The sequence below is a fragment of the Amycolatopsis magusensis genome, from assembly GCF_017875555.1.
Taxonomy (GTDB): Bacteria; Actinomycetota; Actinomycetes; order Mycobacteriales; family Pseudonocardiaceae; genus Amycolatopsis; species Amycolatopsis magusensis.
In genome coordinates this window covers 8,902,059-8,914,901 of the sequence record NZ_JAGGMS010000001.1, presented here as the reverse complement: position 1 = coordinate 8,914,901, position 12,843 = coordinate 8,902,059, and the positions used below count along the sequence as shown (strand labels likewise).

Here is a 12,843-nt window from a genome sequence, read left to right as displayed (position 1 = left end):
TGGGTCTGTACAGTTCCATTAGCTGTGCGGGACGAAAGAGGTGTCGGTCGATGGGCAAACGCAAGGGCATGCTGACGCTCGACGAGCTGCGGGAACTCGTCGAGGACGGCACTGTGGACACCGTCCTGGTGGCGATGACCGACATGCAGGGCCGCCTGCAGGGCAAGCGGTGCGCGGCCGAGTACTTCCTCAACGAGGTCGTGCCGCACGCCACCGAAGCCTGCAACTACCTGCTCGCCGTGGACGTGGACATGAACACCGTCGACGGCTACGCGATCTCCTCCTGGGAACGCGGGTACGGCGACTGCGTGCTGCGCCCCGACTTCGACACGCTGCGCCTGGTCCCGTGGCAGGAGGGCACCGCGATGGTGCTCGCCGACGTGGAATGGGTGGAGGGCGGCGAAGTCACCGTTTCCCCGCGCCAAGTGCTGAAGAAGCAGCTGGACCGGCTGGCCGAGCGCGGGCTCGGCGCCTTCGTCGGCACCGAACTCGAGTTCATCGTCTTCGAGGACTCCTACGAGCGCGCGTGGAAGTCCGGCTACCGCGAGCTGACCCCGGCCAATCAGTACAATGTGGACTATTCGATGCTCGGCACCGCGCGGCTGGAGCCGCTGCTGCGCCGGATCCGCAACGCGATGACCGGCGCCGGGCTGTACGTGGAGTCGGCCAAGGGCGAGTGCAACCCCGGGCAGCAGGAGATCGCCTTCCGCTACACCGACGCGCTGTCCACTTGCGACAACCACGGCATCTACAAGAACGGTGCCAAGGAGATCGCCGCGCAGGAGGGCAAGAGCCTGACCTTCATGGCGAAGTACGACGAGCGCGAGGGCAACTCCTGCCACATCCACATCAGCCTGCGCTCGCTCGACGGCGAACCGGTGCTTTCCGGTGACGGTCCCGGCGGCTTCTCGAAGCTGATGGAGCACTTCCTCGCCGGGCAACTGGCGTGCCTGCGCGAGCTGACCTACTTCTTCGCGCCGAACATCAACTCCTACAAGCGTTTCGTGCCCGGCAGCTTCGCGCCGACCTCGGTCGCCTGGGGCACGGACAACCGCACCTGCGCGCTGCGCGTGGTCGGCCACGGCCAGTCGCTGCGGGTGGAGAACCGGGTGCCCGGCGGGGACGTCAACCCGTACCTGGCCGTCGCCGCGCTCATCGCCGCCGGGCTGCACGGCATCGAGAACGAACTGCCGCTGGAGCCGGAACTCCAGGGGAACGCCTACACCTCGGGCAAGCCGACCGTGCCGACCACCCTGCGCGAGGCGGCGGAACTGCTCAGGGGCAGCGAGGTCGCCCGCGCGGCCTTCGGCGAGGACGTGGTGGAGCACTACCTGAACGCGGCGAAGGTCGAGCTGACCGCCTTCGACGCCGCGGTCACCGATTGGGAGCGAGTACGTGGTTTCGAACGACTCTAGGCGGCCGCTCATCGGCCTCACCACCTACCTCGAACGGACCTCGTTCGGGGTGTGGGAGACCGAGGCCGCGGTCCTGCACGGCGGGTACGTCGAGGCGGTGACGCGGGCGGGCGGCGTGCCGCTGCTGCTGCCGCCGGTCGGCTTCGGGCACGCCGAACTGGCGTCGGCGCTGGACGGGCTGGTGCTCGTCGGCGGCGCCGACATCGAGCCGTCGCGGTACGGGCAGGAACCTCACCCGACCACGGTGACCCGGCCCGCGCGCGACGAGTTCGAGTTCGCCCTGCTGGACCGGGCGCTCGCGGCGGGCCTGCCGGTGCTGGGCGTGTGCCGCGGCATGGAGGTGCTCAACGTGGCCTTCGGCGGCACGCTCACCCAGCACCTGCCCGACCGGCTCGGCTCCAGCGAGCACCAGCCCGCGGTGGCCACCTTCGGCCTGACCGACGTGCGGCTCGCCGAGGGCAGCCGGGCCGCGGCGATCCTCGGTGGGCAGACGAAGTGCCGGTGTTACCACCACCAGGCGGTGGAGGAACTGGGCGAAGGGCTTCAGGCCGTGGGCTGGGCGGCCGACGGGACCATCGAGGCGGTCGAGGTGCCGGGCGAGCGGTTCGTGCTCGGCGTGCAGTGGCACCCGGAACAGGACCTGGACGACTTCCGGCTGTTCGCCGCGCTGGTCGGCCAAGCGGGGAAAGGGAAGGCATGAGCACCACATTCGAGGTCATCAACCCGGCGACCGAGGAGACCGTGCGCTCGGTCGAGCTGACGTCGGCCGAGGAGACCGACGCGGCGATCCGGCGGGCGCACGCCGCGTTGCCCGCGTGGCAGGCGGTGGCGCCGGGTGACCGCGCGCGGCTCCTGCGCCGGTTCGCCGACGCGGTGGACGACGACCGCGAGCACCTGGCGCAGCTGGAAGTGGTCAATTCCGGCCACACCATCGGCAACGCGCGCTGGGAGGCCGGCAACGTCCGCGACGTGCTGCACTACTACTCGGCCGCGCCGGAACGCCTGATCGGCAAGCAGATCCCGGTGCCGGGCGGGCTGAACGTGACCTTCCAGGAGCCGCTCGGCGTGGTCGGCGTGATCGTGCCGTGGAACTTCCCGATGCCGATCGCCGGCTGGGGCTTCGCGCCCGCGCTGGCCGCGGGCAACACCGTGGTGCTCAAGCCCGCCGAGCTGACCCCGCTGACCGCGCTCCGGCTGGCCGAGCTGGCCAGGCAGGCGGGCATCCCCGAGGACGTCTTCCAGGTGCTGCCGGGCAAGGGTTCGGTGGTGGGGCAGCGGTTCGTCGAGCACCCGCTGGTGCGCAAGGTGGTCTTCACCGGGTCCACCGAGGTCGGCAAGCAGATCATGGCGGGCTGCGCGGCCCAGGTGAAGCGGGTGACGCTGGAGCTGGGCGGCAAGAACGCGAACCTGGTCTTCGCCGACGCCGACCTGGAGAAAGCCGCGGCGACCGCGCCCTACGGCGTGTTCGACAACGCCGGGCAGGACTGCTGCGCGCGTTCGCTGATCCTGGTGCAGTCGTCGGTGTACGAGCGGTTCATGGAACTGCTGGAGCCCGCGGTGCGCGGCGTGGTGGTCGGCGACCCGTCCGCCGAGACGACCGAGATGGGGCCGCTGATCTCCGCGCGGCACCTGGCCAAGGTCTCGTCCTATGTGGACGACGATGCGCCGGTGGCCTTCCGCGGCAGCGCGCCGGAGGGCGCCGGGTACTGGTTCCCGCCGACCGTGGTGACCCCGCCGGACCTGCGGCACCCGCTGGCCAGCGAGGAGATCTTCGGGCCGGTGGTGGCCGTGGTGCCGTTCGACGACGAAGCGGACGCGGTGAAACTGGCCAACCACACCGAGTACGGGCTGTCCGGCTCGATCTGGACCAGGGACGTCGGCCGCGCGCTGCGGGTGTCGCGCGGGGTCCAGGCCGGGAACCTCTCGGTCAACTCGCACTCCTCGGTGCGCTACTGGACGCCGTTCGGCGGCTTCAAGCAGTCCGGCCTCGGCCGGGAACTGGGCCCCGACGCGGTGGACGCCTTCACCGAGACCAAGAACGTGTTCATTTCGACGGAGGAGGCCTAGATGCAGCGGTTCGACGGACGCGTGGTGACGATCACCGGCGGCAGCAGCGGAATCGGGCTGGCCACGGCCCGGCGGCTCGCCGAAGAGGGCGCCAAGGTGGTCATCGCCGATATCGCCGAGGCCGCCGGGAAGGCCGTCGCTGACGAGGTCGGCGGGTTGTTCGTGCGGACCGACGTGACCGACGAGGAGCAGGTCAAGGCCCTGTTCCAGACCGCGGTCGACGAGTACGGCTCGCTGGACGTCGCCTTCAACAACGCCGGCATCTCCCCGCCGGAGGACGACTCGATCCTGACCACCGGCCTCGAGGCGTGGGAGAAGGTGCAGCGGGTCAACCTGACCTCGGTGTACCTGTGCTGCAAGTACGCGATCCCGCACATGCGGGCGCAGGGCAAGGGCTCGATCGTGAACACCGCTTCGTTCGTGGCCGTGATGGGCGCGGCGACCTCGCAGATCTCGTACAGCGCGTCCAAGGGCGGGGTGCTGTCGATGACGCGGGAACTGGGCGTGCAGTTCGCCCGCGAAGGCATCCGGATCAACGCGCTGTGCCCGGGACCGGTGAACACCCCGCTGCTCAAGGAGCTGTTCGCCAAGGACCCCGAACGCGCCGCGCGACGACTGGTGCACGTGCCGCTCGGCCGGTTCGCCGAACCGGAGGAACTGGCCGCCGCCGTCGCCTTCCTGGCCAGCGACGACGCCTCGTTCATCACGGCTTCCCAGTTCCTGGTGGACGGTGGCATCTCGGGGGCTTACGTCACCCCGCTGTAACTCCATGCGCACAGACCGCAGCCGGATGCCTCCGCGAATGCTATGAGTGGGGCATTACTTGCAATGGATGCAAGTAATGCCCCACTCCTAGCGTTGCCACCCGGGTCCGCTGTGAGCTACTGAACACAGGTGGACGGGGCGGTGTGCGACGCCGTACGGTACTCGCGAGGCGAAAACTTCATATCGGGCTGACACGAGCCGGAGCGGGAGAGTTCTCGCCGCGCGAGCAAGCAAGTGAGCAAGCGAGCGCGGAACGAGGCACCGAAGGAGCAAACTCCCCAGCAATCTCTCAGGTAGCACACCGCTTCAGGCCAGGCCACTCTGGAAAGCAGGCGCATCCGCGCGCCTCACCCAAGGTGAAAGCCGCGCTCGAGCGCGCGGTGAAACTCTCAGGTGCCATGACAGAGGGGGAGTTCCCAGCAGTGGGTCCCCATGCCCATGCCCGACGCGAGGAGCTCCAGTGAGCAGCAGCCCGTTCGCCGCCCGCCACATCGGTCCAGGTGATCCCGAGCAGGCCAAGATGCTGGCCGAATGCGGCTACGGCAGCCTCGAGGCGCTGGTCGAAGCGGCCGTGCCGAACGCCATCCGCCTCACCACCGGGCTGGACCTGCCGGAGCCCGCGTCGGAGACCGAGGCCACCGCGGAGCTTCGCCGCCTCGCCGCCCGCAACCGGCCGATGACGCAGATGATCGGCCTGGGCTTCCACGACACGATCACCCCGCCGGTGATCCGCCGCAACGTGCTGGAGAACCCGGCCTGGTACACGGCCTACACCCCGTACCAGCCGGAGATCTCGCAGGGCCGCCTCGAAGCACTGCTCAACTTCCAGACCATGGTCGCCGACCTGACCGGCCTGAAGACCGCGAACGCCTCGCTGCTGGACGAGTCGACCGCGGTGGCCGAGGCCGTGATGCTGATGCGCCGCCAGTCGAAGGCCAAGTCGCAGACCGTGGTCCTCGACGCGGAGACCATGCCGCAAACGATTGCGGTGGTCCGCACCCGGGCCGAGGCGCTCGGCATCGACCTCGACGTCCGTGACCTCTCGGCGGGGCTGCCCGAGGAGTTCTTCGGCGTGGTCGTGCAGTACCCGGGCGCTTCGGGCGTGCTCCGGGAAAAGGGCTTCTACCAGCGTATCTCCGAGGCCGCGAATGCCGCGGGCGCGCTGTACACCGTGGCCGCGGACCTGCTCGCGCTGACCTTGGTCGAGGCGCCGGGTGAGTTCGGCGCCGACATCGCCGCGGGCACCACGCAGCGCTTCGGCCTGCCGCTGGGCTTCGGCGGCCCGCACGCCGGGTACATGGCCGTGCGCGCCGGGCTGGAGCGCTCGCTGCCGGGCCGGCTGGTCGGCGTTTCGGTGGACGCCGACGGCGCGCCCGCCTACCGCCTCGCGCTGCAGACCCGTGAGCAGCACATCCGCCGTGAGAAGGCGACTTCGAACATCTGCACCGCGCAGGTGCTGCCCGCCGTGCTGGCCGCGATGTACGCGGTCTACCACGGCCCCGACGGGTTGAAGCGGATCGCCGAGCGGGTCCACTCGCTGACCACCGGCCTGGCCGCCGCCCTGCGCGACGGCGGCGTGGAGGTCGTTCACGAGAACTACTTCGACACCCTGCTGGTGCGCGTGCCGGGCAAGGCGGAGCAGGTCATCAGCGACGCCCGCCGGTTCGGCGTGAACCTGGGCCGCGTCGACGCCGACCACGTCCGCATCGCCTGCGACGAGGTCACCGCGACCGACACGCTGCACCGCGTGCTGCTCGCCTTCGAGCTGGAGGCCAACGCGAAGCCCGGCGAGACCGCGGTGCTGCCCGGTGACCTGGCGCGCTCGACCGACTACCTGTCGCACGAGGTGTTCCACACGCACCGCTCGGAAACGGCGATGCTGCGCTACCTGCGTTATCTGTCCGATCAGGACTACGCGCTCGACCGCGGCATGATCCCGCTCGGCTCGTGCACGATGAAGCTCAACGCCACGGCCGAGATGGAGCCGATCAGCTGGCCGGAGTTCGCCGGGCTGCACCCGTTCGCCCCGGTCGAGGACAGCGCGGGCTACCGCGCGCTGGTGGAGCAGCTGTCCGGCTGGCTCGCCGAGGTCACCGGCTACGACACCGTCTCGCTGCAGCCGAACGCGGGCAGCCAGGGCGAGTTCGCCGGCCTGCTGGCGATCACCGCCTACCACCGCGCGAACGGGCAGCCGGAGCGCGAAGTCTGCCTCATCCCGTCGTCGGCGCACGGCACCAACGCGGCTTCGGCGGTGATGGCCGGGATGCGCGTGGTGGTCGTCGCCTGCACTTCCGACGGTGACGTCGACCTCGCGGACCTGCGCAAGAAGGCCGAAGAGCACCGCGACACCCTCTCCGCGATCATGATCACCTACCCGTCCACGCACGGGGTGTACGAGCACGGCATCGAGGAGATCGCCTCGATCGTGCACGAGCACGGCGGCCAGGTCTACGTCGACGGCGCGAACCTCAACGCGCTGCTCGGGCTGGCCAAACCGGGCAAGTTCGGCGGCGACGTCTCGCACCTGAACCTGCACAAGACCTTCTGCATCCCGCACGGTGGCGGTGGCCCCGGCGTCGGCCCGGTGGCGGTGCGCTCGCACCTGGCGCCGTACCTGCCGAACCACCCGCTCGACGGTGGCGCGGGCCCGGAGACCGGCGTCGGCCCGATCACCGCGGCGCCCTACGGCTCGGCCTCGATCCTGCCGATCTCCTGGGCCTACGTGCGGATGATGGGCGCCGAGGGGCTGACGAACGCGACCAAGGTGGCCGTGCTGGCCGCCAACTACGTCGCCGCCCGCCTGCGTGCCCACTACCCGGTGCTCTACGCCGGTCAGTCCGGCCTGGTCGCGCACGAGTGCATCCTGGACCTGCGCGGGATCACCAAGGAGACCGGCGTGACCGTGGACGACGTGGCCAAGCGCCTGGTCGACTACGGGTTCCACGCGCCGACGATGTCGTTCCCGGTGGCGGGCACGCTGATGGTCGAGCCCACCGAGAGCGAGGACCTGGCCGAGCTGGACCGCTTCTGCGACGCGATGATCGCCATCCGCGCGGAGATCACCGCGGTCGCCGAAGGCCGCTGGGCCGTCGAGCAGAGCCCGCTGCGCAACGCCCCGCACACCGCCGAGGTGCTGACCGGGGACTGGGACCTGCCGTACGACCGCAAGCTCGCGGTCTACCCGGCCGGGGTGAAGGCGAAGGGCAAGTACTGGCCACCGGTGCGGCGCATCGACGGCGCCCGCGGCGACCGCAACCTCGTCTGCTCCTGCCCGCCCCTCTCTTCCTACGAAGGCTGAACCGTGACCACGAAATCCCCCCTGCACGAAGTCCACTCCGGACTCGGCGCCTCGTTCACCGACTTCGCCGGCTGGTCGATGCCGGTGCGCTACGCCAGCGAACTGGCCGAGCACAAGGCCGTGCGCGAGGCGGCGGGCCTGTTCGACCTCTCGCACATGGCGGAGATCGAGCTGACCGGGCCGGAGGCCGCCCGCGCTCTCGACCACGCGCTGGTCGGCAAGCTGTCCGCGGTTTCGGTCGGCCGGGCGCGCTACACCATGCTGTGCGCGGAGTCCGGCGGCGTGCTGGACGACCTGGTCGTCTACCGCCTGGCCGAGGAGAAGTACCTGGTGGTGGCGAACGCGGGCAACGCCGCGGTGGTCGCCGAAGCGCTGCGCGAGCGGGCTCAGGGCTTCGACACGCAGGTGACCGACCGGTCGGCCGAGGTCGCGCTGATCGCCGTCCAGGGCCCGAATTCGCCCGCCATCGTCGGTGCGGTGTGCGACGCGGACCTGTCCGCGCTGAAGTACTACGCCTCGGTGCCGACCGCGGTCGGCGGCCACGACGTGCTCCTGGCCCGCACCGGCTACACCGGGGAAGACGGCTTCGAGCTGTACGTCGACGCGGCCGTCGCGCCGGAGATCTGGCAGACGCTGACCGAGGCCGGGCAGCCGCACGGCCTGGTGCCCGCCGGGCTCGCCTGCCGTGACACGCTCCGCCTCGAAGCCGGGATGCCGTTGTACGGCAACGAACTCAGCTCCGAGCTGACCCCCTTCGAGGCCGGGCTGGGCCGCGTGGTCAAGTTCGACAAGGACGAGGACTTCGTCGGCAAGGCGGCGCTGGCGAAGCGCCGTGACGCCGAGGCCGAGCGCGTGCTCGTCGGCCTGACCGGCTCGGGCCGCCGCGCGCCCCGGCACGGCTACCCCGTGCTGGACGGGGGAACGGTGGTCGGCGAGATCACCAGCGGCGCCCTGTCACCCACACTGGGGTATCCCATCGCCATGGCGTATGTGCCGCCCGGACTGTCGGACCCGGGTGCCAAACTCTCCGTCGACATCCGAGGCCGCGTCGAACCCGTCGAGGTCGTCGCCTTGCCGTTCTACAAGCGCTGAGACACTGCTCGGGGGACAACCCCCGGACCCCCGAAACGCCAAAGGACTTCTCGAAAATGACCATCCCCCAGGAACTGCGCTACACCGCCGAGCACGAATGGATTCGCGAGGAGGACGGGGTGTCCACTGTGGGCATCACCGCCTTCGCCGCCGAATCCCTCGGTGACGTCGTCTACGTGCAGCTGCCCGAGGTCGGCTCCACGCTGACCGCCGGCTCGCCGTGTGGCGAGATCGAGTCCACCAAGTCGGTCAGCGAGCTGTTCGCCCCGGCCACCGGCGAGGTCGTCGAGATCAACGGTGCCGTGGCCGACGAGCCCGAGTTGATCAACTCCGACCCGTACGGCAAGGGCTGGCTCTTCCGCGTGCGCGCCACCGAGCTGCCCGAGCTGCTCGACGCCGACCGCTACCGCGAGCTGACCAGCGAGGAGGCGTGAGCATGGGTACCTTCGACGCTGACCTGTCCACTGTGGACCCGGAGGTGGCCGCCGCGGTCGCCGACGAGCTGCACCGCCAGCAGTCCACCCTGGAGATGATCGCCTCCGAGAACTTCGCGCCGCAGGGCGTGCTCGAGGCGCAGGGCTCGGTCCTGACCAACAAGTACGCCGAGGGCTACCCCGGGCGCCGCTACTACGGCGGCTGCGAGCACGTCGACGTGATCGAGCAGCTGGCGATCGACCGGGCGAAGGCCCTGTTCGGCGCCGAGTTCGCCAACGTGCAGCCGCATTCGGGCGCGCAGGCCAACGCCGCCGCGATGGCCGCGGTGCTCAGCCCCGGTGACACCATCCTCGGCCTGGACCTGGCGCACGGCGGGCACCTGACGCACGGGATGAAGCTGAACTTCTCCGGCAAGCTGTACAACGTGGTGGCCTACCACGTCGACCAGGAGACCGGCATCGTCGACATGGCCGAGGTCGAGCGCCTGGCCACCGAGAGCAAGCCGAAGCTGATCATCGCGGGCTGGTCGGCCTACCCGCGTCAGCTGGACTTCGCCGAGTTCCGCCGCATCGCGGACAAGGTGGACGCCAAGCTGATGGTGGACATGGCGCACTTCGCCGGCCTGGTCGCGGCGGGGCTGCACCCGAGCCCGGTGCCGCACGCCGACATCGTCACCACGACCACGCACAAGACCCTCGGCGGGCCGCGCGGCGGGCTGATCTTCGCCAAGCAGGAGCTGGCGAAGAAGATCAACTCGGCGGTGTTCCCCGGCCAGCAGGGCGGGCCGCTGGAGCACGTGATCGCCGCGAAGGCGGTGGCGCTGAAGATCGCCGCGAGCGAGGAGTTCGCCGAGCGGCAGCGCCGCGTGCTCGAAGGCGCGAAGATCCTGGCGGACCGGCTCTCGCAGGCCGACTGCGCCGAGGCAGGCGTGCGCGTGCTGACCGGCGGCACCGAGGTGCACCTGGTGCTGGTCGACCTGGTCGAGTCCACTTTGGACGGCAAGCAGGCGGAGGACCGGCTGCACTCGGTGGGCATCACGGTCAACCGCAACGCGGTGCCGTTCGACCCGCGGCCGCCGATGATCACCTCCGGGCTGCGCATCGGCACCCCGGCGCTGGCCACCCGCGGGTTCACCGCCGAGGACTTCGCCGAGGTCGCCGACGTGATCGCCACCGCGCTGCGGCCGGACTTCGACGCCGCGGCCGAGCAGTCGCTGCGGGCCAGGGTCGAACTGCTGGCCAAGAAGCACCCGTTGTACGCGGACCTGGGATGACCGCCCCGGATGGTCGGAAGCTGTTGCGGCTCGAGGTTCGCAACAGTCAGACGCCGATCGAGAAGAAGCCGTCGTGGATCAAGACGCGGGCGCGGATGGGTCCGGAGTTCACCGAGCTGAAGAGCTTGGTGCGCCGGGAGGGTCTGCACACCGTCTGCGAAGAAGCCGGTTGTCCCAACATCTACGAATGCTGGGAAGACCGTGAGGCCACGTTCCTGATCGGTGGGGATCAGTGCACGCGGCGGTGTGATTTCTGCCAGATCGACACGGGCCGCCCGGCGGAGCTGGACCGTAGCGAGCCGCGCAAGGTCGCCGAGTCGGTGCAGGCGATGGGGCTGCGTTACTCCACGGTCACCGGTGTCGCCCGCGACGACCTGCCCGACGGTGGCGCCTGGTTGTATGCCGAGACCGTGCGGCAGATTCATGCGCTGAATCCGGGTACTGGGGTGGAGTTGCTGATCCCGGATTTCAACGCCGACCCCGCCCAGTTGGCTGAGGTGTTCGGTTCGCGGCCGGAGGTGCTGGCGCACAATGTGGAGACGGTGCCGCGGATCTTCAAGCGTATCCGCCCCGGTTTCCGCTACGCCCGTTCGCTGGAGGTCATCACCGCCGCCCGCGAAGCAGGTCTGGTGACCAAGTCGAACCTGATCCTGGGCATGGGGGAAACCCCGGACGAGGTGGCCCCGGCGATGCGGGATTTGGTGGACGCGGGGTGCGAGATCCTGACGATCACCCAGTACCTGCGCCCGTCGCCGCGGCATCACCCGGTGGACCGGTGGGTGAAGCCGGAGGAGTTCGTGGAGCACTCGCAGGCCGCCGAAGCCATGGGCTTCGCCGGTGTCATGGCGGGTCCGCTGGTGCGTTCGTCGTACCGGGCCGGGCGGTTGTACGCGCAGACCAAGGCCCACCGTGGTGAGGAGCTGCCGGAGAACCTGGCACACCTGACCTCGCAGGGCCCCGCGGCGCAGGAGGCCACCAGCCTCCTGAGCCGGTAGAGAAGAGCGGATCAATGGCGATCAGCGTTTTCGACCTGTTTTCCATCGGCATCGGCCCGTCCAGTTCGCACACGGTCGGGCCGATGCGGGCGGCTCTGACCTTTGTGGACGGTCTGGCCGCGGACGGCGAACTCCGCGCCACCGCCCGCATCAAGGCGGAGCTGTTCGGTTCGCTCGGTGCCACCGGGCACGGGCACGGCAGCGACAAGGCGGTGCTGCTCGGCCTGGCCGGGGAGCGGCCGGAGTCGGTGGACACCGACCGGGTGCCGGAGCTGATCGCGGGCATGCGCGAGCGCGGGCGGATCAGCCTGCGCGGCGAGCACGAGATCGCCTTCGACCCGGGCACCGACCTGACCCTGCACCGGCGCAAGTCGCTGCCCGCGCACCCGAACGGCATGACCTTCCAGGCCTTCGGCGCGGACGGCGCGGTGCTGCGGTCGCGGACGTTCTACTCGGTCGGCGGCGGGTTCGTGCGGGACGAGTCGTACGAGAGCGACCACGTCGTCGTCGAGGACAGCACCGAGCTGCCGTACCCGTTCCGCACCGGCGCCGACCTGCTCGCGCACTGCGCCGAAACCGGCCTGCCGGTCAGCGAGATCATGCTGCGCAACGAGCTGGTCTGGCGGACGCGCGAAGAGGTGCGGGCGGGGCTGCTGGAGATCTGGCAGGTGATGGTCGACTGCGTGCGGGCCGGGTGTGAGCACGACGGGGTGCTGCCGGGCGGGCTGAAGGTGCCTCGGCGGGCGCATTCGCTGTCGCAGAAGCTGGCCGCCGAAGACGGCGTCGGCGACGCGCTGTACGCGATGGACTGGGTGAGCCTGTACGCGCTGGCGGTCAACGAGGAGAACGCCTCGGGTGGCCGCGTGGTGACCGCCCCGACGAACGGCGCGGCCGGGATCATCCCCGCGGTGCTGCACTACTACCAGCGGTTCATCAAGGGCGCCGACGACGACGGCATCGTGACGTTCCTGCTGACCGCGGGCGCGCTGGGCTCCATCCTCAAGCAGACCGGCTCGATCTCGGGTGCCGAAGTCGGCTGCCAGGGCGAGGTCGGCTCGGCCTGCGCGATGGCCGCGGCCGGCCTCACCGAAGTGCTCGGCGGCACGCCGGCGCAGGTGGAGAACGCGGCGGAGATCGGTGTGGAGCACCACCTGGGCCTGACCTGCGACCCGGTGGGCGGCCTGGTGCAGATCCCGTGCATCGAACGGAACGCCGTGGGCGCCTCCAAGGCGATCCACGCCGCCAGAATGGCCATGCGCGGCGACGGCAGCCACGTGGTCACCCTCGACAAGGCGATCAAGACCATGCGCGAAACCGGCGCCGACATGAAGATCAAGTACAAGGAAACCGCCCGCGGCGGCCTGGCCGTCAACGTCATCGAATGCTGACGCGCGCCCGTAGCCGGTAGCTGCTCGAAGCGCTCGCGAACAGCCTCCGCGTCTCGGGCAGGGTTGCGTGAGGCACCTGTCGATGTCTGACAGCCTTGCGGCATGCGGTCGGTAT

General features: G+C 70.1%; 10 protein-coding genes and 1 riboswitch. All 10 genes read left to right on the top strand.

Translation table 11 applies throughout. From position 1 onward, the window contains the following. The first annotated feature begins 50 nt into the window (after positions 1–50). The 10 genes from JOM49_RS40095 to JOM49_RS40050 all read left to right on the top strand — a co-directional run bounded on the left by JOM49_RS40095 (position 51) and on the right by JOM49_RS40050 (position 12,728). Positions 51–1,415, top strand: a complete 1,365-nt coding sequence (locus JOM49_RS40095) for a glutamine synthetase family protein (RefSeq protein WP_209669751.1) — start codon at positions 51–53, stop codon at positions 1,413–1,415. Further along, entirely contained in the window at positions 1,396–2,115 is a 720-nt protein-coding gene (locus JOM49_RS40090) for a gamma-glutamyl-gamma-aminobutyrate hydrolase family protein (protein WP_209669749.1), read from the top strand. The genes JOM49_RS40095 and JOM49_RS40090 overlap by 20 nt, the downstream gene beginning before the upstream one ends. Further along, on the top strand, positions 2,112–3,482 hold the full coding sequence (locus JOM49_RS40085) for an aldehyde dehydrogenase family protein (protein ID WP_209669746.1): 1,371 nt from the start codon (positions 2,112–2,114) through the stop codon (positions 3,480–3,482). Before JOM49_RS40090 ends, JOM49_RS40085 begins: the two co-directional genes overlap by 4 nt. Further along, positions 3,483–4,247 carry a 3-oxoacyl-ACP reductase gene (locus JOM49_RS40080; protein ID WP_209669744.1) on the top strand — a complete coding sequence of 255 codons (765 nt, stop codon included), beginning with the start codon at positions 3,483–3,485 and terminating at the stop codon, positions 4,245–4,247. Between the two features lie 311 nt (positions 4,248–4,558). Then, positions 4,559–4,662, top strand: a riboswitch (glycine riboswitch). Between the two features lie 105 nt (positions 4,663–4,767). After that, positions 4,768–7,545 (top strand): aminomethyl-transferring glycine dehydrogenase, encoded by a 2,778-nt coding sequence (gene gcvP, locus JOM49_RS40075; protein ID WP_245371609.1) that lies wholly within the window; start codon positions 4,768–4,770, stop codon positions 7,543–7,545. Between the two features lie 3 nt (positions 7,546–7,548). Continuing rightward, on the top strand, positions 7,549–8,637 hold the full coding sequence (gene gcvT, locus JOM49_RS40070) for a glycine cleavage system aminomethyltransferase GcvT (RefSeq protein WP_209669740.1): 1,089 nt from the start codon (positions 7,549–7,551) through the stop codon (positions 8,635–8,637). Positions 8,638–8,693: 56 nt separating this feature from the next. Further along, on the top strand, positions 8,694–9,071 hold the full coding sequence (gene gcvH / locus JOM49_RS40065; protein ID WP_209669739.1) for a glycine cleavage system protein GcvH: 378 nt from the start codon (positions 8,694–8,696) through the stop codon (positions 9,069–9,071). 2 nt (positions 9,072–9,073) lie between these two features. Further along, positions 9,074–10,345: a serine hydroxymethyltransferase gene (glyA, locus tag JOM49_RS40060; RefSeq protein ID WP_209669737.1), complete on the top strand. Its 1,272-nt coding sequence runs from the start codon at positions 9,074–9,076 to the stop codon at positions 10,343–10,345. After that, positions 10,342–11,340, top strand: coding sequence for a lipoyl synthase (gene lipA, locus JOM49_RS40055; RefSeq protein ID WP_209669735.1), 999 nt, complete (start codon positions 10,342–10,344; stop codon positions 11,338–11,340). The genes glyA and lipA overlap by 4 nt, the downstream gene beginning before the upstream one ends. A gap of 14 nt (positions 11,341–11,354) precedes the next feature. After that, positions 11,355–12,728: an L-serine ammonia-lyase gene (locus tag JOM49_RS40050; RefSeq protein WP_209669733.1), complete on the top strand. Its 1,374-nt coding sequence runs from the start codon at positions 11,355–11,357 to the stop codon at positions 12,726–12,728. The last annotated feature ends 115 nt before the right edge of the window (positions 12,729–12,843 follow it).

Bases quoted from the DNA above. Each gene is read 5' to 3' on its own strand.
- gcvP (WP_245371609.1), top strand. From the start codon at position 4,768: ATGCTGGCCGAATGCGGCTACGGCAGCCTCGAGGCGCTGGTCGAAGCG.
- JOM49_RS40085 (WP_209669746.1), top strand. From the start codon at position 2,112: ATGAGCACCACATTCGAGGTCATCAACCCGGCGACCGAGGAGACCGTG.
- glyA (WP_209669737.1), top strand. From the start codon at position 9,074: ATGGGTACCTTCGACGCTGACCTGTCCACTGTGGACCCGGAGGTGGCC.
- lipA (WP_209669735.1), top strand. From the start codon at position 10,342: ATGACCGCCCCGGATGGTCGGAAGCTGTTGCGGCTCGAGGTTCGCAAC.
- JOM49_RS40080 (WP_209669744.1), top strand. From the start codon at position 3,483: ATGCAGCGGTTCGACGGACGCGTGGTGACGATCACCGGCGGCAGCAGC.
- JOM49_RS40050 (WP_209669733.1), top strand. From the start codon at position 11,355: ATGGCGATCAGCGTTTTCGACCTGTTTTCCATCGGCATCGGCCCGTCC.
- gcvH (WP_209669739.1), top strand. From the start codon at position 8,694: ATGACCATCCCCCAGGAACTGCGCTACACCGCCGAGCACGAATGGATT.
- JOM49_RS40095 (WP_209669751.1), top strand. From the start codon at position 51: ATGGGCAAACGCAAGGGCATGCTGACGCTCGACGAGCTGCGGGAACTC.